The organism is Streptomyces sp. NPDC001544 (assembly GCF_042894285.1).
Classification (GTDB): domain Bacteria; phylum Actinomycetota; class Actinomycetes; order Streptomycetales; family Streptomycetaceae; genus Streptomyces.
The window spans coordinates 68,021-89,876 of the sequence record NZ_JBIAVN010000021.1 but is presented as its reverse complement, the minus strand read 5'-3'; the positions used below and the strand labels follow the sequence as shown (position 1 = coordinate 89,876).

The 21,856-nt window shown below is 71.9% G+C and carries 22 protein-coding genes; 14 read left to right on the top strand and 8 right to left on the bottom strand.

Going from position 1 to position 21,856, the window contains the following annotated elements; translation table 11 throughout:
• Positions 1-76 precede the first annotated feature (76 nt).
• The 5 genes from fabG to ACFY0F_RS34875 all read left to right on the top strand — a co-directional run bounded on the left by fabG (position 77) and on the right by ACFY0F_RS34875 (position 4,834).
• Complete coding sequence (gene fabG, locus ACFY0F_RS34895; protein WP_388803650.1) at positions 77-838, top strand: 3-oxoacyl-ACP reductase FabG; 762 nt, start codon at positions 77-79, stop codon at positions 836-838.
• A 19-nt stretch (positions 839-857) separates the two neighbouring features.
• Positions 858-1,619 (top strand): SDR family oxidoreductase, encoded by a 762-nt coding sequence (locus ACFY0F_RS34890; protein WP_388803647.1) that lies wholly within the window; start codon positions 858-860, stop codon positions 1,617-1,619.
• A gap of 200 nt (positions 1,620-1,819) precedes the next feature.
• Positions 1,820-3,397 carry an ABC transporter substrate-binding protein gene (locus tag ACFY0F_RS34885; RefSeq protein ID WP_388803644.1) on the top strand — a complete coding sequence of 526 codons (1,578 nt, stop codon included), beginning with the start codon at positions 1,820-1,822 and terminating at the stop codon, positions 3,395-3,397.
• Positions 3,398-3,520: 123 nt separating this feature from the next.
• Positions 3,521-4,204 (top strand): uracil-DNA glycosylase, encoded by a 684-nt coding sequence (gene ung / locus ACFY0F_RS34880; protein WP_388803641.1) that lies wholly within the window; start codon positions 3,521-3,523, stop codon positions 4,202-4,204.
• Between the two features lie 105 nt (positions 4,205-4,309).
• Positions 4,310-4,834, top strand: coding sequence for a hypothetical protein (locus ACFY0F_RS34875; protein WP_388803638.1), 525 nt, complete (start codon positions 4,310-4,312; stop codon positions 4,832-4,834).
• A 34-nt stretch (positions 4,835-4,868) separates the two neighbouring features.
• On the opposite strand, the gene ACFY0F_RS34870 is transcribed toward ACFY0F_RS34875, so the two are convergent.
• On the bottom strand, positions 4,869-5,345 hold the full coding sequence (locus ACFY0F_RS34870; protein ID WP_388803635.1) for a hypothetical protein: 477 nt from the start codon (positions 5,343-5,345) through the stop codon (positions 4,869-4,871).
• A 113-nt stretch (positions 5,346-5,458) separates the two neighbouring features.
• The gene (locus ACFY0F_RS34865; RefSeq protein WP_388803631.1) at positions 5,459-5,971 is read right to left on the bottom strand and encodes a DinB family protein; all 513 of its coding nucleotides are present in this window, start codon (positions 5,969-5,971) and stop codon (positions 5,459-5,461) included.
• Between the two features lie 319 nt (positions 5,972-6,290).
• Between ACFY0F_RS34865 and ACFY0F_RS34860 the strand changes: the two genes are divergently transcribed.
• The gene (locus ACFY0F_RS34860; RefSeq protein WP_388803628.1) at positions 6,291-7,205 is read left to right on the top strand and encodes a Gfo/Idh/MocA family protein; all 915 of its coding nucleotides are present in this window, start codon (positions 6,291-6,293) and stop codon (positions 7,203-7,205) included.
• On the opposite strand, the gene lnt is transcribed toward ACFY0F_RS34860, so the two are convergent.
• Positions 7,120-8,760, bottom strand: coding sequence for an apolipoprotein N-acyltransferase (gene lnt, locus ACFY0F_RS34855; protein WP_388803625.1), 1,641 nt, complete (start codon positions 8,758-8,760; stop codon positions 7,120-7,122). The genes ACFY0F_RS34860 and lnt overlap by 86 nt on opposite strands.
• Before the next feature lie 172 nt (positions 8,761-8,932).
• A complete protein-coding gene (locus ACFY0F_RS34850; RefSeq protein ID WP_388803621.1) occupies positions 8,933-9,418 on the bottom strand; it encodes a nuclear transport factor 2 family protein in 486 nt (161 codons plus the stop codon).
• Positions 9,419-9,458: 40 nt separating this feature from the next.
• On the opposite strand from ACFY0F_RS34850, the gene ACFY0F_RS34845 reads away from it, so the two are divergent.
• Positions 9,459-9,977 (top strand): hypothetical protein, encoded by a 519-nt coding sequence (locus tag ACFY0F_RS34845; RefSeq protein WP_388803618.1) that lies wholly within the window; start codon positions 9,459-9,461, stop codon positions 9,975-9,977.
• A 111-nt stretch (positions 9,978-10,088) separates the two neighbouring features.
• On the opposite strand, the gene ACFY0F_RS34840 is transcribed toward ACFY0F_RS34845, so the two are convergent.
• Together ACFY0F_RS34840 and ACFY0F_RS34835 are read right to left on the bottom strand one after the other, a co-directional pair.
• Positions 10,089-10,268: a hypothetical protein gene (locus tag ACFY0F_RS34840; RefSeq protein ID WP_388803615.1), complete on the bottom strand. Its 180-nt coding sequence runs from the start codon at positions 10,266-10,268 to the stop codon at positions 10,089-10,091.
• A 95-nt stretch (positions 10,269-10,363) separates the two neighbouring features.
• Positions 10,364-11,239: an undecaprenyl-diphosphate phosphatase gene (locus tag ACFY0F_RS34835; protein ID WP_388803613.1), complete on the bottom strand. Its 876-nt coding sequence runs from the start codon at positions 11,237-11,239 to the stop codon at positions 10,364-10,366.
• 268 nt (positions 11,240-11,507) lie between these two features.
• Here ACFY0F_RS34835 and ACFY0F_RS34830 point away from each other — a divergent pair, with 268 nt between their 5' ends.
• The 3 genes from ACFY0F_RS34830 to ACFY0F_RS34820 are packed head-to-tail and all read left to right on the top strand — an operon-like array spanning position 11,508 to position 14,304.
• Entirely contained in the window at positions 11,508-12,656 is a 1,149-nt protein-coding gene (locus ACFY0F_RS34830; protein ID WP_388803610.1) for a Gfo/Idh/MocA family protein, read from the top strand.
• On the top strand, positions 12,653-13,588 hold the full coding sequence (locus ACFY0F_RS34825; protein WP_388803607.1) for a PmoA family protein: 936 nt from the start codon (positions 12,653-12,655) through the stop codon (positions 13,586-13,588). The genes ACFY0F_RS34830 and ACFY0F_RS34825 overlap by 4 nt, the downstream gene beginning before the upstream one ends.
• Positions 13,582-14,304, top strand: a complete 723-nt coding sequence (locus ACFY0F_RS34820; RefSeq protein WP_388803604.1) for a cupin domain-containing protein — start codon at positions 13,582-13,584, stop codon at positions 14,302-14,304. Before ACFY0F_RS34825 ends, ACFY0F_RS34820 begins: the two co-directional genes overlap by 7 nt.
• A gap of 95 nt (positions 14,305-14,399) precedes the next feature.
• Here the strand turns inward: ACFY0F_RS34820 and ACFY0F_RS34815 are convergent, their stop codons facing one another.
• A complete protein-coding gene (locus ACFY0F_RS34815) occupies positions 14,400-15,209 on the bottom strand; it encodes a TVP38/TMEM64 family protein (RefSeq protein WP_388803601.1) in 810 nt (269 codons plus the stop codon).
• A gap of 336 nt (positions 15,210-15,545) precedes the next feature.
• On the opposite strand from ACFY0F_RS34815, the gene tuf reads away from it, so the two are divergent.
• Together tuf and ACFY0F_RS34805 are read left to right on the top strand one after the other, a co-directional pair.
• A complete protein-coding gene (gene tuf / locus ACFY0F_RS34810; RefSeq protein ID WP_388803598.1) occupies positions 15,546-16,727 on the top strand; it encodes an elongation factor Tu in 1,182 nt (393 codons plus the stop codon).
• Between the two features lie 378 nt (positions 16,728-17,105).
• Positions 17,106-17,897, top strand: a complete 792-nt coding sequence (locus ACFY0F_RS34805) for a spermidine synthase (protein ID WP_388803772.1) — start codon at positions 17,106-17,108, stop codon at positions 17,895-17,897.
• A gap of 24 nt (positions 17,898-17,921) precedes the next feature.
• Here ACFY0F_RS34805 and ACFY0F_RS34800 read toward each other — a convergent pair whose 3' ends face one another.
• Positions 17,922-18,935 carry a hypothetical protein gene (locus ACFY0F_RS34800; RefSeq protein WP_388803595.1) on the bottom strand — a complete coding sequence of 338 codons (1,014 nt, stop codon included), beginning with the start codon at positions 18,933-18,935 and terminating at the stop codon, positions 17,922-17,924.
• Positions 18,936-19,020: 85 nt separating this feature from the next.
• On the opposite strand from ACFY0F_RS34800, the gene ACFY0F_RS34795 reads away from it, so the two are divergent.
• Both ACFY0F_RS34795 and ACFY0F_RS34790 read left to right on the top strand, forming a co-directional pair.
• Complete coding sequence (locus ACFY0F_RS34795; RefSeq protein WP_388803769.1) at positions 19,021-19,458, top strand: DUF4442 domain-containing protein; 438 nt, start codon at positions 19,021-19,023, stop codon at positions 19,456-19,458.
• A gap of 908 nt (positions 19,459-20,366) precedes the next feature.
• Positions 20,367-21,713, top strand: a complete 1,347-nt coding sequence (locus ACFY0F_RS34790) for a hypothetical protein (RefSeq protein ID WP_388803592.1) — start codon at positions 20,367-20,369, stop codon at positions 21,711-21,713.
• Positions 21,714-21,856 lie beyond the last annotated feature (143 nt).

Here is a 21,856-nt window from a genome sequence, read left to right as displayed (position 1 = left end):
GCGTCACGTGTACTGAAGGTACTAAGCGGTCGCTCACCAAACGGGCGCACCTTCTCTAGGGCGAGGAGAACCAGCAATGTCCACCACTGAGCAGCGGGTCGCCGTGGTCACCGGCGCGGCACGCGGCATCGGCGCCGCCACCGCCGTGCGCCTGGCCGCCGAGGGCCGCGCGGTCGCGGTGATCGACCTCGACGAGGCCGCCTGCAAGGACACCGTGGAGAAGATCACCGCGGCCGGCGGCAAGGCCATCGCGGTCGGCGCCGACGTCTCCGACGAGGCGCAGGTCGAGGCGGCCGTGGCGCGCATCGTCGAGGAGCTCGGCGCGCCCACCATCCTGGTGAACAACGCGGGCGTGCTCCGCGACAACCTGCTGTTCAAGATGAGCGTCTCCGACTGGGACACCGTCCTGAACGTGCACCTGCGCGGCTCCTTCCTGATGACCAAGGCCGTGCAGAAGCACATGGTCGACGCGAGCTTCGGCCGCGTCGTCAACCTGTCCTCCTCCTCCGCGCTGGGCAACCGCGGCCAGGCCAACTACTCCGCCGCCAAGGCGGGCCTGCAGGGCTTCACCAAGACCCTCGCCATCGAACTGGGCAAGTTCGGTATCACCGCCAACGCCGTCGCCCCCGGCTTCATCGCCACCGAGATGACCAAGGCCACGGCCGATCGCGTCAAGATGGGCTTCGAGGAGTTCAAGGCCGCCGCCGCCACCCAGATCCCCGTCCAGCGGGTCGGCGAGCCCGAGGACATCGCCAACGCCATCGCGTTCTTCACGGGCGAGGCCGCCGGCTTCGTCTCCGGCCAGGTGCTGTACGTGGCCGGCGGACCGCTCGACTAGGACCCTGGGGATCACGGACATGACTGAACTTCCCGAACTCTCCGGCAAGGTCGCCCTCGTCACGGGTGCCAGCCGCGGCATCGGCCACGGCGTCGCCGAGGCGCTGGTCGCGCGCGGCGACCGGGTGTGCATCACCGGCCGCAACGAGGAGGCCCTGAAGGAGGCTGTCGAGCAGCTCGGCGCCGAGCGGGTCATCGGGGTCGCCGGCAAGGCGCACGACCTCGCCCACCAGGCCGAGGCCGTCGAGCGCACCATGGAGGCCTTCGGCCGTATCGACTTCCTGGTCAACAACGCCGGTACGAACCCGGTGTTCGGGCCGATCGCCGACCTCGACCTGGACGTCGCGCGCAAGGTGTTCGAGACCAACGTGATCTCGGCGCTCGGCTTCGCGCAGAAGACCTGGCACGCCTGGCAGAAGGACAACGGCGGCGCGATCGTCAACATCGCCTCGGTCGCCGGCCTCGCGCCCTCGCCGTTCATCGGCGCGTACGGCGTCAGCAAGGCCGCGATGATCAACCTGACCCAGCAGCTGGCGCACGAGTTCGCCCCCAAGGTGCGGGTCAACGCCATCGCCCCGGCCGTCGTGAAGACCAAGTTCGCGCAGGCCCTGTACGAGGGGCGCGAGGCGGAGGCGGCCGCCGCCTACCCGCTCGCCAGGCTCGGTGTGCCCTCCGACATAGGCGGCGCCGCCGCGTTCCTCACCTCGGTGCAGTCGGACTGGATCACCGGTCAGACGCTCGTGGTCGACGGCGGCATCTTCCTGAACGCCGGCGTGGGCTGACGGCACGGTCGGCACAGCGCTTCGGGCGTCGTCCCCCGCGGGGACGACGCCCGTTTTGCGTAGTACCGGAGCCGCACGGTCCGGTGACAACGTCGTCATACCACAGTTGATCAAGGGCGCTGGTCACAGGGTGGTTCAGGGCGCGGAACGCTGCGGTAAGGTCTGCCGACCCTTGGTATGGCGGATCGAGGAGCGTGCGCGTGTTCAACCGGAAGCGATGCCTGAGACGAGTGGCGGCGGTCGCGTCCATAGGCCTGATGACCGGGTGCAGTGTCTTCTCCGCGAGCGACCCGAGCAGCGAGGGGCCGATCGTCGTGGGGACCACCAGCGCCCCCAGCACACTGGACCCGGCCGCGTCCTGGGACGGCTCCTGGGAGCTGTTCCGGAACATCTACCAGACGCTCCTCGCCTACCCCAACGGCGCCACCAGCCCTCAGCCCGACGCGGCCAAGAGCTGCAAGTTCACCGACTCCGGGTACCGCACCTACAGTTGCGAGATACGCCCCGGCATGAAGTTCTCGAACGGCGACGCGCTCACCGCCCAGGCCGTCAAGTACTCCATCGACCGCATCCGCACCATCAACGCCAAGACCGGCCCCGCCGGACTGCTCGGCAGCCTCGACCGGGTGCAGGTGCTCGGCGACCGCCAGGTGGTCTTCCACCTGAACAAGTCCGACGCGACCTTCCCGTTCGTGCTCGCCACCCCGGCCATGTCCATCGTCGACCCCGACGACTACCCCGCCAGGTCGCTGCGCAAGGACGGCAAGGTCGACGGATCCGGGCCCTACGAGCTCCAGTCGTACCAGGAGGGCGAGAAGGCCGTACTGGTCCGCAACGACCACTACCAGGGCTTCGCCCAGCGCCAGAACGACGCGGTGACCATCCGCTACTTCCGGGACTCCGGCACCATGGTCAAGGCGCTCAAGGACAAGCAGATCGACGTCACCTACCGCGGCCTCGCCGCCGACGACATCGTCGCCCTGCAGAGCAAGGGCTCCTCCGACCTCCAGCTGGTGGACGGCGCCGGCACGGACATCAACTACCTGGTGTTCAACCCCCAGGACCCCTGGGCCAAGAACCCGGCCGTCCGCAAGGCCGTCGCGCAGGTCGTGGACCGCGCCGCCATCGCCCACAAGGTGTACAAGGACACCGTGGACCCGCTGTACTCCATGGTCCCCGCGGGGCTGACGGGCCACACCACCGGCTTCTTCGACGACTACGGCGACCCCAGCGTCCCCAAGGCCCGCCAGATCCTCACCAGGGCGGGCATCCACCAGCGCGTCCCGCTCACGCTCTGGTACACCACCGACCGCTACGGCTCGGAGACCGCCAAGGAGTTCCAGGAACTCAAGGGGCAGCTGGAAGGCTCCGGCCTGTTCACGATCACCCTGAAGAGCCGCCCGTGGAAGACGTACGTGCAGGGGTACGAGAACGGTGAGTACCCGGTGTTCGGGCGCGGCTGGTTCCCGGACTTCCCGGACGCGGACAACTTCATCGCCCCGTTCGTGGGCGAGCAGAACGCCCTGGGCACGCCCTACCCGTCGCCGAAGATCACCAAGACCCTGCTGCCCGAGTCACGCCGCGAGAGCGACCGCGCCAAGGTCGTGAAGGAGTTCCAGGAGGCGCAGCAGATCCTGGTCGACGACGCCCGGTTGCTGCCGCTGTGGCAGGGCCGCCAGTACGTGGCGGCCAGCGACGACGTCTCCGGCGGAGAGCAGGCGCTCGACCCCTCCACGATCATGATGATGTGGGAGCTGCACCGCAAGACCAGCTGGTAGTCGGAAGCTGGTGGTCAGGGGTGTTTTCCGCGGGCGGGCTCGCGTTGTCAGTGGTCGGCTGTAGGTTCTGAGACCTGGAAGTGACCGCACACAGTAGTTGATCGACATCGTGAGGACGTTGACGTGACCGACATCGCCATGCTGCCCGAGTCCTGGCGCGGGGTTCTGGGCGACGAACTGCAGCAGCCCTACTTCAAGGAGCTGACCGAGTTCGTCGAGGAGGAGCGGTCGAAGGGTCCCGTGTATCCGCCCCGCGAGGAGGTCTTCGCCGCGCTGGACGCCACGCCCTACGAGAGCGTGAAGGTCCTCGTCCTCGGTCAGGACCCCTACCACGGCGAGGGCCAGGGCCACGGCCTGTGCTTCTCGGTCCGTCCGGGGGTGCGGATCCCGCCGTCGCTGCGCAACATCTACAAGGAGATGCACGAGGAACTGGGCACGTCGATCCCGGACAACGGCTATCTGATGCCGTGGGCCCAGCAGGGCGTCCTGCTGCTGAACGCGGTGCTCACGGTCCGGGGCGGCGAGGCCAACTCGCACAAGGGCCGGGGCTGGGAGCGGTTCACGGACGCGGTGATCCGGGCCGTGGCCGACCGCCCCGACCCGGCGGTCTTCGTACTGTGGGGCAACTACGCGCAGAAGAAGCTGCCGCTGATCGACGCCGAGCGGCACGCCGTGGTGAAGGGCGCGCACCCCTCTCCGCTGTCGGCCAAGAAGTTCTTCGGCTCCCGTCCGTTCACGCAGATCAACGAGGCGGTTGCCGCGCAGGGCCACGAGCCGATCGACTGGACCATCCCCGACCTCGGCTGACCGCGATCCGGCGGCCCCGTGTCGTACGGGGCCGCCTGACCGGGTTTGCCGGTGCCGCCGGTTAGCGTCGTCCGGGACAGGCCCCTAGTGTGCCCGGAGGACGCGGTGGCGGAGCGACAGGAGCAGGCGGCGTCCGACGCCGTGCTGACCCGGATCGGGCAGGTCGTGATGCTGCATCACGGCGGGGACCGTGAGGAGGCCCGGCGCCGGTTCCTGGACCTGTGGGCGGAGCTGGGAGCGGACGGGAACCCGCTGCACCGCTGCACGCTGGCACACTACCTGGCCGATACCCAGGACGACCCCTCGGACGAACTCGCCTGGGACCTGAGGGCGTTGTCGGCGGCGGAGGAACTGGCCGAGGACCACGCGTCCGAGGACGGGAGTCCGGCGGCGGTGCGCGCCTTCTACCCCAGCCTGCATCTGAACCTCGCCGCCGACTACGTGAAGCTCGGCCACCGCGAGGCGGCCCGCACCCATCTGCGCCAGGCCCGCGGGGCGGCCGACGCACTCGGCGACGACCGCTACGGGGACGGGGTGCGCGCGGCGATCAGCCGGCTGGAGGTGCGGCTCGCGGAGGGGGGCACCGCCGGAGGGGGACCCTGGGGACCGCCGAGGCAGCGCCCGACGTAGGCGGCCTGCCCCGGCCGGCACCGGCCTGCCCCGGTCAGCGCCGGTAGGCCTGTTCGCAGATCGTCGCCTCGGGACTGTCCGGGCGCCAGCCGCCGTACTTCCTGCCGAGGGCGCAGACGTCCGGGGACTTCGGCGCCGTCCGGGAGAAGTCCGGGACCTCGATGTGCGACTGCTCCGGGGACCTGCGCCGGTGGGGGCGGGGATGCGGATGCGGAGGGGCCTGCACACGGGGTGGCGGCTGCCGGGTCGTGGGCGGCTCCGCCGGCGGACGCGGGGCGGGTGACGTGCGCTGTTGCGGGTGGCGGGGCGGGCCGACCATCTCCAGCGCCTCCCGTGCCGGTGCCTGCACGGCACGCGGCTGGGCGCTGCCGTCCGGCCGGGGCACCGGTGCCTGCGACGGGGCGGAGTCCGGCGGGCCGGGTGCCGGCCGGTGCTGGACCGTCACACAGCCGGAGAGGGCCGAGACGGCCACGGTGGCCAGGAGCGCTGCGGTGGTCGTCGTACGATGCACGCGCGCAACTCTGCTGGCTGGGGCCCGGGTTGGAAACGGTACGGGAGCGGATGATGCCCCGCACGGGTGATCTCGTGCCCCGTACGGGGAGTGCGGGTGTGCCGCGGTTGACGTCAGTCGCCGGTCGAGCCGTCCAGTCGCTCCCGGACCAGGTCGGCATGGCCGTTGTGGCGGGCGTACTCCTCGATCATGTGCGTGTAGATCCAGCGGAGGTTGAAGGGCTCCCCGGTCGTCCTGCCCCGCATCTTGGAGAAGTCGTCGAGCGCCAGGGCCGCGCTGTGGCGCCGAGAGGTCTCGATCGCGGCTTCCCAGGCGGCTCGGGTCTCGTCCCAGGTCTCCGTCCCGGTGAGGTGGAAGTCACCGTCCGGGTCGTCCTCGGTGCAGTAGAGCACCCCCGGGTCCTCGCCCAGCAGCACCTCGTGGAACCACCACCGCTCCACCTCGGTCATGTGCCGCACCAGCCCCAGCAGCGACAGCTCGGAGGGCTCCACCGACGCGGTCCGCAACTGCTCGTCCGTCAGGCCCTCGCACTTCCAGGCCAGCGTCCGGCGGTGATAGTCCAGCCAGCCCTCCAGCATGGAGCGTTCGTCGGCGTTCTGGGCGGGCTCTTCACGTGTGATCGTCATGCCTCGCATCCTCGCCCACCCCGACGCCTCGCACCACGGGTTTTCCCGGCCGCGAGCGGCGGTTCCCTCCAGCCGCCGAACATCCCCCGCAACCCGGCCCGCACCCCCGCCAGGCCTCGTGGAAGGCGCGCTGTTCCGGGCGGCGGGTCGCCTCCAGTGCCTGTTCGCAGCGGGCCACCAGCAGCGCGCGACACCGCCGTCGCCGCACGGTCGAAGGCCGCCCCGGCACTGTCGCCGCGCAGCTTCGACGGGATCGCCGACCGGAGCCCCCCGTATGCTGCCGGGAGGACACCCGCACGCAACCGCCAGGAGAGCGCTCGTGAAGGTCGGCTGCATCGGACTCGGCGACATCGCGCAGAAGGCCTACCTGCCGGTGCTGGCCGTGCAGCCGGGCGTCGACCTGCACCTGCACACCCGCACGCCCGCGACCCTGGCGCGGGTCGCCGACGGCCTCCATCTCCCGGCCGGGCACCGGCATCCCACCCTGGAGTCGCTGCTCGCCCAGGACCTCGACGCCGCCTTCGTGCACGCGCCCACCGTCGTGCACCCCGAGATCGTCGGCCGGCTGCTCGAGGCGGGCGTACCGACGTACGTCGACAAGCCGCTGGCCTACGAACTGGCCGACTCCGAGCGGCTGGTGGCGCTCGCCGAGCGGCGCGGCGTCTCGCTCGCCGTCGGCTTCAACCGGCGCCACGCCCCGGGCTACGCGCAGTGCGCCGACCATCCACGCGAGCTGATCGTCATGCAGAAGAACCGGATCGGGCTGCCGGAGGAGCCGCGTTCGATGATCCTCGACGACTTCATCCACGTCGTGGACACCCTGCGGTTCCTGGTGCCGGGACCGATCGAGGACGTGACCGTCCGCGCCCGCACGGAGGGGGGCCTGCTGCACCATGTGGTCCTGCAGCTCGCCGGGGACGGCTTCACCGCGCTCGGCATCATGAACCGGCTCAGCGGCTCGGCGGAGGAGATCCTCGAGGTCTCCGGGCAGGACACCAAGCGCCAGGTGGTCAACCTCGCCGAGATAATCGACCACAAGGGCCAGCCGACGGTGCGGCGGCGCGGCGACTGGGTGCCGGTGGCCCGCCAGCGCGGCATCGAACAGGCCGTGCTGGCGTTCCTCGGGGCCGTGCGGGAGGGCAAGGTGGTCAGCGCCCGTGACGCACTGGCGACCCATGAACTGTGCGAACGGGTGGTAGGTGCGGTCCGGGAGTCCTCCTCCGGCGCCGCCTGACCGTCCGCGTCCCCTCGCTGACGCACAGGGCGGCGAGCACCAGCAGCGCGACGTGCACCGGCCAGTCGCCGTAGCGGACGTACGGGGTGACGCCGTGTGCCAGCGGCACGTCGTACACATGGGTCGTGCTCGCGTCCGTGCCGAGCCACGGGCCGAGGCGCTGCCCGCCGGGCCCGTACACCGCGGAGACACCGGTCAGCGTCGCATGCACCATCGGGCGTCCGGTCTCGGCGGCCCGCAGCGCGGCCAGCGAGGCGTGCTGCTCCGGGGCCCAGCTGTCCTGGAACGACGATGTCGAGGACTGGCCGAGCAGGAGGTCCGCGCCGTCCTCGGCGAGATGGCGGCTCATGTCGGGGAACGCCGTCTCGAAGCACACCAGCGGGCCGACGCGCAGACCGTGTCCGACGTTCATCACCACCTGCTTGCTGCCGCGCCGCCGGTCCTCACCCGCCGCCTTGCCCACCGAGGTGACCCAGCCGAGCACCGAACGGGCGGGTATGTACTCACCGAACGGCACCAGCCGCATCTTGTCGTACCGGGCGCCGGTCGGGCCGCCCGGGCCGATCAGCATCGAGCTCTTGTAGATGCCGGGCCGGTCGGAACGCCGGGCGTCGACATTGACCAGCACGTCTGCGCCGGTCGAACGGGACAGCGCGGCGAGCCGGCGGGTCAGGTCGGGGCGGTCGTCGAGGTCGTAGCCGACGCTGCTCTCACCCCACACCACCAGGTCGACGTGCTGCCCGGCGAGCCGCCGGGTGAGCGCCTCCTCGCGGTCGAAACGGGCGTCGGGGCCCTTGATCACGCCGGGCTGGACGACAGCGATCCGCACCCCGCCGTCGACGTGGGGCCGCGGCGCCCACATCCAGGCCGCGGAGGCCGCGGCGGCGGTCGCCACCAGCGAGGCCACGGCGGGCACCCGGGAGGCGCGCACCGACACCAGCACGGCGACCGCCACGTTCACCGCCACCACCAGGAAGCTGAGCAGCCAGACCCCGCCCACCGAGGCGAGCCGCAGCGCCGGGGGCACCTGCCACTGGGTGGAGCCGAGCATGCCCCAGGGGCCGCCCAGCCCCTGCCAGGAACGGACCAGCTCCGCCGCCAGCCATGCCGACGGCAGCACCAGCAGCGCGGCGGTCACCCGCCCGGGCCCGGGTGCGCGCGCCGGTCGGACACCCGCCGGTCGGACAGCCGCCGGTCGGACGCTCGCCGATCCGTCGCCCGCCCGTCCGTCACCGAGGAACCGGCGTGCCAGCCAGCCCCACGGCGCCCACAGCGCCCCCAGCAGCGCGGCCAGCAGGAAGATGAAGACGTTCAGACTCGGCAGCAGCCAGTGGTGCACCGCCACCATGAAACCGAACCCGCCGCACCAGCCGTCGTACACCGCCCGCCGACCGGTCGGCGCGGCGCGCGCGAGCAGGATCCACGGGACCAGCGCGACGAAGGCGAACCACCACAGGGAGGGCTCGGGGAAGGCGAACACGGGAAGGGCACCCGCGAGGACGGCGAGGGGGGATCGCCGCCACGGGGAGGCGAGCCAGCGGTCGAACGTATTCATACGTCGCCTCTCTACCCTGCCAGCGCCGGCCCGTGCATACCGATTTCCCGATGGTTTCCCGATGGACGGTTCCAGTGTGCGCACCGGACGTCCTTCCGGCACAGGGTGCATCGGCCGGGCGCCGGTCAGGAGCCGGCCTTCCCCCGTCGCCGGCGCCGGGCGGAAGCCGGGGTCACCCCGTCGCCGGTGCCGGGCGGGGGTCAGGGAGACGACGCCATTTCTCCTGGACGACGACCTCGCGCAGCCGCCAGCCGTCGGCCGTGCGCAGCAGACCGAAGGAGTAACGGCCGCCGCACACCAGATCCGGCGCGGTGGAGCCGCCGCCGTCGCCCGCGAACCGCATCGGATTGAGGTAGTCGGCCTGTACTCGGGCGGTGTCCCCGGTGTCCTGCTCCAGAAGGCCGAACCGGATCCGCCGGTTGACGATCAGATGCTGGCGCATCGCGAACAGTCCCAGACTCTCCGCGAGCCATCCGGCGACCTGCCCCACGTCCCCCTCGATGCCGCCCGCGCTGCGGTAGTCGGCCCGCCCGTCCGCCGTGAACAGACCCCGGTACGCCGCCCAGTCGCCGTCGTCCACGGCCACGGCGTAGTCGGTCACCACCCCGTCCACGGCCAGCCGGTCCATCACCGTCGCGAGCTCCACACGCTGCGTCACCGACACAGTGTTGGGCACCCGGCGCACGGATCCAAGAGGCGTGCCGGGGGCATTCTTCGCGGTGCTCATGATGAGCACCCCGCAGTCGCAGGCCGCACAGCACCGACACGCCAACGAGTACGCGTTGTGGAACATGCACGGCGCAAACGGGTTCCGGAACGTCGACCAGCGTGTGCAGATCACGCGGAAGGCGAACCATTCGTACCGGGCCGTGCTGGGGGATTTCACGGCCACGCCCGGCAAGGGCGGTTACCTGGGCCTGCAGACCGACGGCGCGTGTTTCGACCGCACGACCGGTCGGACGGAGATCTTCTCGCTGTGGAACGCGAACGGCAGCAAGGGGAGCGGTTGCGGGGTCTTCGGCGGCGAAGGCTCGGGCCGCAGTCGCAGGATCCTGTACGCCATCGCTCCGCTCGGCGAAGCCGTCGCCTGCGACAAGGTGCCCGATCGGTCGCCTACTTCACACAGCCCGCGGCCAACGCTCTTGGCGGCGGCCGCTACCAGTACGGCTCGACCTGCAAGTCGTCCAGCCGGGGAAGTTGCACCCGGGTTTCCGTGACACCGGCGAATCCGGGAGGGACCAAAGCCGCCAAGGTGGTGCTCGGCGGGTCATTGACCCGGCAGGACGCCCGCCCGGGTCCCGTCCGACGGCCGGTGCGGCTCCGCCGGTTCAGGCCGCCTCGATCACCCCGTCCCGGATCGCCTCGGCCCACTCGATCACCAACAGCTCGTACGCCTCCCGCTCCTGCGCCGAGAGGGACCCGCCCGCGCGCAGCCACAGGGCGCGGATCTGCTCGTTCAGCTCGGCAGCAGACCGCACGGAACCAGGGGTCGTGGAATCGGGGGACACGCGGACAAGCCTAGGGCCAAGCACTGACAGTCCGCTACCGCACGGCTACGCAGACCGTATGTGGTTGGTCACGGGAAGACGGGCCGGGCGGGGCCTCAGCTCGCCGACTCGGCCGCGTGCGGGCTGAGCGCACCCGCTGTGACCAGGGCGATGATGACGATGCCGAGGGCGACGCGGTACCAGACGAAGGGCATGAAGCTCTTCGAGGAGATAAACCGCATGAACCAGGCGATCACCGCGTAGCCCGAGGCGAAGGCGATCGCCGTGGCGAAGAGGGTCGGCCCCCACGCCACGTGCCCGCTGCCCACCGCGTCCTTCACCTCGAAGGCTCCGGAGGCGAGCACCGCCGGGACGGCGAGCAGGAAGGAGTAGCGGGCGGCCGCTTCGCGCTTGTAGCCCATGAACAGGCCGCCGCTGATCGTGGCGCCGGAGCGGGAGACGCCGGGGACCAGGGCGCAGGCCTGGCAGAGGCCGAAGATCAAGCCGTCCTTGACGCCGAGGTTCTCCAGCGTCTTGCGCTGCTTGGGCGCCCGGTGCCGTCCGCCGGTCTCGTCGCGCGCCGCCAGCCGGTCGGCGATGCCGATGACCACGCCGATCACGATCAGCATGGTCGCGGTGACCCGCAGGTCGCGGAAGGGGCCCTCGATCTGGTCCTTGAGCGTCACACCGAGGACCCCGATGGGTATGGAACCCGCGATCACCAGCCAGCCCATCTGGGCGTCGTGGTCCCGGCGCATCCCCTTGTCGGCCAGCGACCGGAACCAGGCGGAGAGGATCCGCCCGATGTCCTTGCGGAAGTAGATCAGCACCGCGGCCTCCGTGCCGATCTGGGTGATGGCCGTGAACGCCGCCCCCGGGTCCTTCCAGCCGGAGAAGGCCGCGGTCAGCCGCAGGTGCGCGCTGGAGGAGACGGGGAGGAACTCGGTCAGCCCCTGGACGAGTCCGAGGACGAGGGATTCAAACCAAGACATGAAGGTGTGGCGTCCAAGTGCTGAGAAGGCCAAGGGGGTTGAGCGCGATCCGACGGTCGTCCGGCGGTGCTCCTCGATCGCGATCTTGTGTCGCGGAGGGCAGCGTACCGTCCCGCTGTGACGGGCCGGACCCGGGGGTTCACCTGGTCGGCCGGGTCGGAGGTGTTGACCGGCCATGTTGTCGCCACATACGTTGCAGCGGAAAGGGAAAGCGCTTGCTGCGCTTGTCCGCGCGCGTCCGCCGTCCGGAGAGGTGCTGATCACGCCCATGTCCCGTCCCACACCCCCGCTCACCGGCCGGCGTATCAGGGCCGCCGTCATCGGCACCGGCGCCATCGGGCGCGGATCCCATCTGCCCGCCCTGGCGCGGCTCGCCGAGGAGGGCGAGACGGAGGTCGTCGCGGCCGTGGACATCGACGCGGACGCCGTCGAGGCGTTCTGCGCCGAGACCGGCATCCCGCACGCCTACACCGACCTGGACCGGATGCTCGAGGAACAGCGGCCCGACCTGGTCTGCGTCTGCACCCCGCCGACGCTGCACCGCGAGCAGACCGTGGCCGCCCTGCGCGCCGGGGCCTGGGTGTGGTGCGAGAAGCCGCCGGTGCCGACCCTCGCCGACTACGACGCCGTGGAGGCGGAGGAGGGGACCGACGGCGGTCCGTACGCGTCGATCGTCTTCCAGCACCGTTTCGGCTCGGGCTCCCGGCACGTGCGCCGGCTGATCGCCGAGCGGGCGATGGGGCGCCCGCTGGTGGCGCACTGCCAGACCACCTGGTACCGCGACACCGCGTACTACGCGGTGCCCTGGCGGGGCCGCTGGCACACCGAGGGCGGCGGGCCCGCCATGGGCCACGGCATTCACCAGATGGACCTGCTCCTCGACCTGCTCGGTCCGTGGAGCGAGGTACGTGCCATGGCCGGCCGGCTGGTCCACGACGTGGAGACCGAGGACGTCTCCACGGCACTGGTCCGCTTCGAGAGCGGAGCGCTGGCGACGATCGTCAACAGCGTCCTGAGCCCCGACGAGGTGAGCCGCATCCGCATCGACTGCGAGCGCGCGACCGTCGAGCTCACCCACCTCTACGGCCACAGCAACGAGAACTGGCGTGTCACCCCGGCCCGGGACGTGCCGGCCGCGGAGGCCGCCGCCTGGCAGGACTTCGGCCCCGACGTGCCCAGTTCGCACCTGGAGCAGCTGCGGGAGCTGGTCGCCAGCATGCGCGCGGGCCGGCGGCCGCGCAGCAGCGGGGCGGACGGGCGCACCAGCCTGGATCTGATCACCGCGCTGTACAAGTCGGCGTTCACGGACACCACGGTGCGGGCGGGCGAGATCGGACCCGGCGACCCGTTCTACACGGCGATGCACGGGGGCGCGCCCGGCTGGGCGCCCGCCGTCGCGGCGGAGGTGCCCGCGTGACCCGTACGAGCCGACTGCGCGTCGTCCACGCCCACGGTGACCGCATCACCGTCACCGAGCCGGGCACCGGCGTCGAACTCCTCGCCTACGTGTACCGCCCGGAGGCCGCCTGGGAGGCGCCGAAGCCGTACCTCCACCCGGTGCGGACGCTGGCCGGCGACGTCGTCACCGACTACCGGCCGAACGACCACCGCTGGCACAAGGGCCTGCAGCTGACGGCCTCGCACCTGTCCGGCGCCAACCTCTGGGGCGGCAACTCCTACGTCCACGGCCAGGGGTACCTCCCGCTTCCGGAGCGGGTCGGCTCGATGGCGCACGTCGGCTTCGACGAGGTCGCCGCGCTCGACGACCGCGTGGTCATCGCGGAGCGGCTGACCTGGCACCCGTACACCGGTGAGCTGTGGGCGGACGAGGAACGCCGGATCGAGGTGCACGACGTCGACCCGGCGTCCGGTTCCTGGGCGCTGACCTGGACCAGCGCCATCACCAACCGGCGGGCCGAGCCGCTGCGCTTCGGCAGCCCGACGACCGCCGGGCGTGCGATGGCCGGGTACACGGGCCTGTTCTGGCGCGGCCCGCGGGCCTTCCGCGACGGCCGGATCATCGGTCCCGAGGCCGAGGGCCCCGACCTGATGGGGGCTCAGGCGCCCTGGCTGGCCTTCACCGGCGAGCACGACGGCACCGACGGCCACGCGACGCTCGTCTTCGCGCACGCTCCCGAGAACGACCACCTCGGCGCGGAGGGGACCCACCCGGCCCACTGGTTCGTGCGCAACGACCCGTTCGCCGCCGTCGCCCCCTCCTGGGCGTTCTTCGACGAGCTGGAACTGGCCCCCGGTGACACGCTGCGCCGGCGCTACCGGGTCGTCGTGGCGAACGGGGCCTGGGAGCGGGCGGAGATCGCCGAGTACCTTCAGGCGCATCCGTGGTGAACGGCGGGGAGTTCGCCGGACTGCCGGGCGGCGTCGCCGTCTCCCGGCTGTGCGTGTACGACTGGCCGGCCGCCGACGGCGTCCGGGGCGGAACTCCCCATCTGCACCTGGCCTGCTCGGAGGCGTACGTGGTCACCGGCGGGCGGGGTGCCGTGCAGACACTCACGACGTCCGGGTACGAGGTCACGCCCCTCGTGTCCGGCACGGTCGCCTGGTTCACGCCGGGCACCGTCCACCGGCTCGTCAACGAGGACGACCTGCGCATCACCGTCCTCATGCAGAACAGCGGGCTGCCCGAAGCGGGGGACGCGGTGCTCACGCTGCCCCCGGAGTACCTGACCGATCCGGCGGTGTACGCCGCCGCCACCGTCATCCCCGCCGACGTGCCGCAGGAGGAGCGGGAGCGGATCGCCCGCGCCCGGCGCGATCTCGCGCTGGAGGGCTATCGGGCGCTGCGCCAGGCCTCCGGTCCTGAGGCGCTGGCCGCCTTCCACCGGGCCGCCGCCGCGCTCGTACGCCCCCGGATCGCCGAGTGGCGCGAGCGCTGGCGGCGCGGTGCGGCAGCCGCCGCGACGGCTACGGGGGAGCAGCTCGACCGGCTCGAGCGGGGGGACGCGGCCCATCTGGCCGGTGCCGTCGTACGGGCCGAGCAGCCGGCGGAGTACGGGAAGTTCGGAATGTGCGGCCGGCTCGACGTGTACCCGGGAGCCGGCTGACGAGGCCGTCGACTGCCGACTGCCGACTGCCGACTGCCGACCGCCGACCGCCGCGGGCCGCCGGGCGGAAGCCGCCCGGCGGCCCTGACAGGGCTTCAGCGGGCGCGCAGGTGATGGCGTTTGCGCCAGGCCACCACCGTGCCCACGAGCGCGGGTACGGTGATCAAGGCCATCGCGACCAGGAAGGCCGGCGAGGTCGGGGCTGATGCGCGGGCGCCGGCGACGGCGTACGCGGCGGTGTTCGGGACCGAGCCGAGCGCCGTCGCCAGCAGGAACGGCAGCCAGCCCATGCGGGAGACCGCGGCGCAGTAGTTCGCGGCCCAGAACGGCACGCCCGGGAAGAGCCGCGCCACCATCATCGACCGGAAGCCGTGCCGGCTGAGCTGCCCGTCGGCCGCCTTCAGCCAGCGACCGCGCAGCAGCGGGCGCAGTGCGTCCTGACCGAGCAGCCGGCCCAGGCCGAAGGCGATCCCGGCACCGAGCACGGTGCCCGTGAGCGCCGTCCCGAGACCCACCTGGGAGCCGAACAGGGCGCCCGCGGCGAGATTCAGCAGGGGCCGCGGCACGAAGGCCACCGTGCACAGCCCGTACGCGGCCGCGAACACGGCCGCCGCGGTGGCCCCGCCGAGCTGCGGCGGCCAGCCGTGCGTGATCAGCCGCTGCGGCTCGAAGAGCAGCACGCAGGCCCCGGCGGCCGCGAGCAGCACCAGGAGCAGCGACAACCGCGACCACGGCGAGAGCAGCACTCTGGTGCAGCGGGCGACGAAGCCGGACGGGCCCGCGGACCGGACGGACAGAAGGGGCGCAGCGGTCGCGGCCGTGGGGACGGCGATCGCGAGCTCCGAGGCGGCGGCCCGGGGAGAGGCCGTGGCGGTGCCCCCAGAGCGGTTGGTGGCATCGAGCATTCGGTGACATTAACCGACGAACGCGTGTGATCGCCGTATGGAACCTGTCCGTTGCCCGCGACCCGGGGCCGGGAAGCGCCCGGAAAACCATTCGACGTGCGACGAAGCGTCAGCCATGATCTGCGTCATGTTCCGGTACGCCTTCCTCCTCGCAGCATCCGCGGTCGCGGATGCCCCGAAGGCTGCCGTCCCGATCCTCCTGGCCGCCGTCGACGGCGCCCGAAGCTGACCCTCTCCGGAAAGTCCGGCGGACCCCGCAGGGGGAGGGTCGGCGAGTCCTCGGGGTCCCCATCTCTCCTGGAACTCTTCTACGCAGAGGCTTCGAGGTACTCAGTCATGCCCAAGACGGCGTACGTACGCACCAAACCGCACCTGAACATCGGCACGATGGGTCATGTCGACCACGGCAAGACGACCCTGACCGCCGCCATCACCAAGGTCCTCGCCGAGCGCGGCAACGGCACGTTCGTGCCCTTCGACCGCATCGACCGGGCCCCGGAGGAGGCCGAGCGCGGTATCACCATCAACATCGCGCACGTCGAGTACGAGACCGACACCCGGCACTACGCGCACGTGGACATGCCGGGCCATGCCGACTACGTCAAGAACATGGTCACCGGTGCCGCCCAGCTCGACGGGGCCATCCTCGTCGTCTCCGCGCTCGACGGGATCATGCCGCAGACCGCGGAACACGTGCTGCTCGCCCGGCAGGTGGGCGTGGACCACATCGTCGTCGCCCTCAACAAGGCCGACGCCGTCGACGACGGCGAGGACACCGTGCTCGCCGACCTGGTCGAGCTGGAGGTCCGCGACCTGCTCACCGCGCACGGCTACGGTGGCGACGCCGCCCCCGTGGTACGGGTCTCCGGCCTCAGGGCCCTGGAGGGCGACCCGCGCTGGACGGCGTCCATCGAGGCGCTGCTCGACGCGGTGGACACGTACGTGCCCATGCCGGAGCGGTACCTGGACGCGCCGTTCCTGCTGCCGGTGGAGAACGTGCTCACCATCACCGGGCGGGGGACCGTCGTCACGGGCGCGGTCGAGCGGGGCACGGTGCGGGTCGGTGACCGGGTCGAGGTGCTCGGCGCCTCCGTCGAGACGGTCGTCACCGGGCTGGAGACCTTCGGCAAGCCGATGGACGAGGCCCAGGCCGGTGACAACGTGGCGCTGCTGCTGCGCGGGGTGCCGCGGGACGCCGTCCGGCGGGGGCACGTCGTGGCCGCGCCCGGGAGCGTGGTGCCCAGCAGTCGGTTCTCGGCGCGGGTGTACGTGCTCTCCACGCGGGAGGGCGGGCGTGCGACGCCGCTCGCCTCGGGGTACCGGCCGCAGTTCTACATCCGCACGGCGGACGTGGTGGGCGACGTGGACCTCGGTGAGGCGGCGGTGGCGCGGCCCGGGGACACGGTGCACATGACCGTGGAGCTGGGCCGTGAGGTGCCGCTGGAGCCGGGGCTGGGCTTCGCGATCCGCGAGGGCGGCAGGACGGTCGGGGCGGGCACGGTGACCGCCGTGCACTAGGGCCTGTCCGGCGGATCAGGTCGCAGGGTACGGGCGGTGCCTCATCGGCGCTGGTGAGCGGGGCGAATGGGGGTGCCCCCGCGCGAGCTCATTCGAGCGTGGGGGAGCGTCCGGCTGCAAGGCGGAGGAGGGCGTCGACGCGATGGGGGTGCCCCCGCGCGAGCTCGTTCGAGCGTGGGGGAGTCGGCAACCGACGACAACGCCGGTGGGGGCACCGCCCGCTCGAGCGAAGCCGAGAGCGGGGGAGGGCGTGCCAAGCCCCGCGTCTGCGGCATGATCCGCCGGACAGGCCCCAGGCACAATGGGAAGGTGAACGAGCCGATATCCGTCGAGCCGATACCCGTCTCCCGGGTCACCGACCACGGCACCGCCAAGCTGATGCCGGACGTCGACCGGGAGCGGGCGTGGCTGCTCACGGTCGACGGGGCGCCGCAGTCGTACGTGGACCTGGACGCGCCGACGCATCTGGAGTTCGAGTACGCGCGGCGCCTCGGGTACGTCCTGGAGACGGTCGCCGAGCCTGGGCGGCCGCTGGACGTGCTGCACCTCGGCGGCGGCGCGTTCACCCTGCCCCGGTACCTCGCGGCGGCCCGGCCCGGGTCCCGCCAGGACGTCGTGGAGGCCGACCGGGGGCTGCTGGAGCTCGTCGCCGAGCACCTGCCGCTCCCGGACGGCTCCGGTATCGCGCTGCACGCCGCGGACGCCCGCGCCTGGCTCGAGTCCGCTCCGGCCGGCTCGGCGGACGTGCTGATCGCGGACGTCTTCGGCGGCTCCCGGGTGCCCGCGCACCTCACCTCGCTCGCCTACGCCCGTGAGGCGGCCCGTGTGCTGCGCGCCGACGGGGTCTATCTCGCCAACCTCGCGGACGCCGCGCCGTTCGCCTTCCTCCGCTCACAGCTCGCCACCTTCGGTGCCGTCTTCGAGGAGCTGGCGCTGACGGCCGAGCCGGGTGTGCTGCGCGGCCGCCGGTTCGGCAACGCCGTCCTGGTCGCGGCGCACCACCCCCTGGACACGGCCGCCCTGGCCCGTCGCGCCGCCTCCGACGCCTTCCCGGCCCGGGTCGAACACGGCCAGGCGCTGAGGGACTTCACAGGCGACGCCCGGCCGGTGCGGGAGGAGGACGCCGTGCCCTCGCCCGAGCCCCCCGACGGGACGTTCGGCATCGGCTGACGTGCCGTCGACCACCCGGTCACATCACCCTGTGGGGTCACCGGACAGGCGCACCGTACTCATGATCTTCATGATGGTCTTGTCCGGGATCTCTCCGCTGACGCCGGTGGCCCCGTAGAGGACCCACGAGACGAAGTCCCCGGCGGAGTTCTTGAAGCCGAAGCTGACGGCCTTGCCGTCGCTGGCGCACTTGGACTTGCCCTTCTGCGGGCTGTTGTGGGACCGGGCCCAGGCGTAACTGCCCTTGATACCCGAATCCGTCGTGAACTTCGTGGCCTTCTTGTCGAGGGTGAGGCTCTTCTCGTCGGGCTGGGTGTAACCGCCGTAGACCCACCAGCCCACCGCGTTGATCGCGGCGACGTCGGTGTTCTTCGCGCCGCTGGCGCCCTTGGTGCCGGCCGCGCCCAGCTCCGTGTCGTCCGTGCGGCCGTCCTTGTCGTCGTCGGACGTGCACCACTTGGACTTGTACAGGGCCGTGCCCGTCATGAAGGCGATCGGCTTGCCCGTCTTGTGGTCCTCCATGCCTATGCCCGAGCCGGAAGGCTGGACCTCCCAGTCCGGCGGCACGTCGAAGGCGACGCCCCGCTTGGGATTCACGACGACCTTCCAGCCCGCGATCGTCGGCTTCTGCGTCTCCGCGCCACGCGGATCGGCGTCCGCCCCGGACGGGGAGCCGCCCGGGTCCGGGGACGCCGACGCCGACCGGCTCGCATCGTCCTTCGCCGCGCCGTCGTCGGTCTTGTCGCCCTTGCCGCCCAGCACCAGGAATCCGGTCACACCGGCGGCCACCACCACGGCCGTGGCGGCGACGATGGCGACGACCTTCGTCCGGTTGTCGCCCCCGTCCCCGCCTCCGCCCTGCGGCGGAGGCGAAGCACCCACGGGCGCGGGCGGTCCCCAATGCGGTTGCTGCCCGTAAGGGCTGGGCTGCTGGTAGCCGGGCTGCTGGTAGGGATTCGGCTGCTGGTAACCCGGTTGCTGGTACGGGTTGTTCTGCGGGTTCTGCTCGCCCCCGGGCGGCTGCTGTCCTGGCCACATGGCACGTAACCCTAATGGGGTGCCGCACGGGCTCTGGCCAGGATCGGCTACTCATGAGTAACATGCGGTCATGAGCGCAGACCAGATGTCGATCGGCGAGCTGCTGGCCGCAACGGTGCCGATGGTGCGGACCCTGAATCTCGAGTACCTCGAGACCACCCCGGAACGGGCCGTGCTGTCCCTGCCGGACCAGAGCGAGTACCGCAACCACGTCGGCGGGCCGCACGCCGGAGCGATGTTCACCCTCGGCGAGTCCGCCAGTGGTGCCGTCGTGCTCGCCGCCTTCGGCGACCAGCTCGCGCGCGCCGTGCCGCTCCCGGTCACCGCCCAGATCGCGTTCAAGAAGATCGCCCTGGGCCCGGTCAAGGCCACCGCGACCCTCGGCCGCCCCGCCGCGGACGTGGTCGCCGAGCTCGACGAGGGCAAGCGCCCGGAGTTCCCGGTGACCGTCGCCATCCAGCGGGAGGACGGCGCCGTCACGGGGGAGATGACCGTGATCTGGACCCTGAGGCCGGGAGGCTGATCCGCGGCTCGACCGCGGACCCAGCGACTCGACGGCGGACTCCGGGAACGCTCCGGCCGGTCGCACGCCAGGCGGACCACCGTGCACGGGTGGTCCGCCTTCTCGCTGGTGCCGTGGCGCGGCCGGCCGGGCGGGGTGCGCCGCAGGGCGCCGAAGACGGCCGGGCCGAGGACGTGACGCCCGATCACCGCCTAGGAGCTCGGGGCGTTCTCGGGTGACGGTTTCTCCCTCTGGCCGGTGACGCGCACGACGTCGGCCGGCCGACCCGGGCGGCCCTGGACGCGGTGCGGCGCCCGGGTCGCCCGGCGGACATCCACCAACTCAGCCATGGCGACCCGCTCGGCGTCGGTCACGCCCCCGCCGCCCCGCCCGGCACGGACGGCCGCGCTCTCACAGCCGGCACACACCCGGCCGCCCCCACCGCTCGGCCGGGTCGGTGGTGTCACCCCAGGCCGCGAGGGGCCTGCTCCCGTTCATAGGCATCGTTGAAGTGGTATGCCACTACGCACTCGTGACGTCCGGTCACAGGGGCCCGCTGCGGCGGGACTCGACGGCCCGGCTTGTCGACGGCGGGCGGCATCTCCCCGGACGGGGTGCGGGAGAAACCCGTGGGAACGGGGTGTCACCGCGCATTCGAGGGGCACTCGTTGACGCTTCTGCAACCTCGGATCTCGAAAGCGGGTGTGGATACCGGTGGTAACTTCTCGGAAATTCCCGCACCCTGAACCTGGGTCACTCGAACTTCTTGTTTCCTGTGAGGCGCGTGTGCGAAGGTGAGCCACCCGCGGGAGGGGTGCGGCCGGTCCCGTGGAGGAAGGCCGACCCCCCAGGTACGCACCGATCAGGCACTGATTTCCGCAGGGCGCGCATTGCCCGTGCCGTCCTGCGGCCCGGAAGGAAAAGGTCCAGTGCAACCCCCTCACCCCCCACCCCCGCCGTACCCGCCGCGTCCGGGCTCCACTCCGGGGGATTCCGACCGCGACCTGGTCGCCCAGCTGCGCGGCCCGGGTGGTGACAGTCATCGTGCGGTCGCCCTGCTGCTGGCCCGGCACTGGCGCGCGACCTGCGACTACGCGGTCATCTGCCTGGCGTCCATGTCGAGTTCCGCCCAGCTGGTGGCCACCTCCGCCTTCAGCCGGGTGCTGGGCCGGCTGGCGGGTGGAACGGTCGGCGGCGCGTTGCGTCCGCAGCTCCTGGCGGCCGTACGGGAGACGGTGCGGAACTGGGCGGCCGACGACGTTATTCCCATAGTCCTGCCGGAACTGCGCAAGCCCACCGGTGGCCGCGGTCTACGCGCGGCGATGCCCGGCACGCCCGAAAGGCGCCAACTCGCCGAGCGTGCATTCCGGGCGCTTCCCGGAGCCTCTCAATGCCTTCTCTGGCACACCGAGGTCGAGGCAGAACCGATAAACATACCAGCCAGTCTGCTCGGGGTGGACACCGCCACCGCGTCCGCCGCTCTGGTGCGGGCCCGCGCACAATTCCGGGTGGCCTGCGTACGGGCCCACCGGGAACTCGCGCCCACCAAGGAATGCCGCTTCTACAATCGTCTGCTCGAGATCCCCGTCCGCCGGGGCGGCGTGCTGCTGCCCGATGTGCAGCGGCATCTGGTGCGGTGCCGCTACTGCCGGCACGCCGCCGAGCAACTCAGCCACTTCGAGGGCGGCCTGGACGCACTGCTCGCCGAGGCCGTGCTCGGCTGGGGTGCCCGCCGCTACCTCGACTCGCGCGAGGTGCGCGGCCCGGCCGAGGAGCGGTCACCGGTGTCCCAGGCCGCCCACCCGGCGGCCGGTGGACGTCATCGCACCGGATCCCGGGGCAGGCGCCGCAAAGCCCTGCTGGTCGGCGTCGGCCTCACCGCCCTCGCGCTGGTCGTCACCTTGCTCCTGGCCAAGAACTGGTGCGACGACAGCGGCATCCCCCTTCCCCGTGCGACATGGGGTGCCTCCGGCGGCGGCTCCGCCCGCCCGGGTGCCGACGAGGCGACGTCCCCGGCGCCGTCGCCGGCGCAGCCCCCGGCGGCCGAGTCCGTCGGCGGGACCGTCGAGGCCGATCACGGCGCTCGGGCGGCTCTCCCCGCGGCCCGTAGGGCCGATGTGCCCCACGGCCGGCCCGCGCCGACGCCGTGTCGCGCGCACTCACCCACCCTGGCCTCGACGACCGCCATGACGGCATTCGGCCGGCGCGAGCCGCGCCGCCCGGGAGGGACGTTACCGGCCGTTACTTCAAGGATTTACGACAACTTTCCCCGATAGGTGTTTACGCTCAGGGAATACGTCATCGAGTGGTTTCCCGGGGGCGGCGCCCCGATCGAGCCACGGGGTGGCGGACATGGGGATTTAACACAGCGCGGCCCGGCGGCCCGCCGCGTTGCGGAGAGATGAGTGCCGGGTGAATC

Excerpts from the sequence above, each read along its gene's own strand:
- fabG (WP_388803650.1), top strand. The coding sequence starts at position 77 with ATGTCCACCACTGAGCAGCGGGTCGCCGTGGTCACCGGCGCGGCACGC.
- ACFY0F_RS34890 (WP_388803647.1), top strand. The coding sequence starts at position 858 with ATGACTGAACTTCCCGAACTCTCCGGCAAGGTCGCCCTCGTCACGGGT.
- ACFY0F_RS34865 (WP_388803631.1), bottom strand. The coding sequence starts at position 5,971 with ATGACGATCACACGTGAAGAGCCCGCCCAGAACGCCGACGAACGCTCC.
- lnt (WP_388803625.1), bottom strand. The coding sequence starts at position 8,760 with ATGAATACGTTCGACCGCTGGCTCGCCTCCCCGTGGCGGCGATCCCCC.
- ACFY0F_RS34835 (WP_388803613.1), bottom strand. The coding sequence starts at position 11,239 with ATGTCTTGGTTTGAATCCCTCGTCCTCGGACTCGTCCAGGGGCTGACC.
- ACFY0F_RS34830 (WP_388803610.1), top strand. The coding sequence starts at position 11,508 with ATGTCCCGTCCCACACCCCCGCTCACCGGCCGGCGTATCAGGGCCGCC.
- ACFY0F_RS34815 (WP_388803601.1), bottom strand. The coding sequence starts at position 15,209 with ATGCTCGATGCCACCAACCGCTCTGGGGGCACCGCCACGGCCTCTCCC.
- tuf (WP_388803598.1), top strand. The coding sequence starts at position 15,546 with ATGCCCAAGACGGCGTACGTACGCACCAAACCGCACCTGAACATCGGC.
- ACFY0F_RS34805 (WP_388803772.1), top strand. The coding sequence starts at position 17,106 with ATGCCGGACGTCGACCGGGAGCGGGCGTGGCTGCTCACGGTCGACGGG.
- ACFY0F_RS34800 (WP_388803595.1), bottom strand. The coding sequence starts at position 18,935 with ATGTGGCCAGGACAGCAGCCGCCCGGGGGCGAGCAGAACCCGCAGAAC.
- ACFY0F_RS34795 (WP_388803769.1), top strand. The coding sequence starts at position 19,021 with ATGTCGATCGGCGAGCTGCTGGCCGCAACGGTGCCGATGGTGCGGACC.